This window comes from Schumannella sp. 10F1B-5-1, from assembly GCF_006517535.1.
In the GTDB taxonomy this organism is placed as follows: Bacteria; Actinomycetota; Actinomycetes; order Actinomycetales; family Microbacteriaceae; genus Schumannella.
Map to the genome: position 1 here is coordinate 1 of NZ_VHQH01000060.1, position 203 is coordinate 203.

At 72.4% G+C, this 203-nt stretch carries 1 protein-coding gene; it reads left to right on the top strand.

Annotation, left to right across the window (positions count from 1 at the left end; all coding sequences use genetic code 11):
* Window positions 1-13: 13 nt before the first annotated feature.
* A partial coding sequence (locus tag FJ658_RS14995; RefSeq protein ID WP_255447763.1) for a SulP family inorganic anion transporter occupies window positions 14-203 on the top strand: 190 nt, incomplete at its 3' end.

A 203-nucleotide genomic window follows, 5' to 3' on the forward strand; every position in this document is an offset into this window, starting at 1 on the left:
CGAGGAGGCGCGCGTGCAACCACCGCTCGTCGGCCTCACCCCGCGGAACCTCGGGCGCGAGCTGCTGGCGGGCGTGACCCTCATCGCCATCGCCATCCCGCTCAACATCGGGTACGCGCAGATCGCGGGCCTGCCCGCCACGGCCGGACTCTACGCCCTCGTCGTGCCGACGATCGTCTATGCGCTCGTCGTCTCCTCCCGGC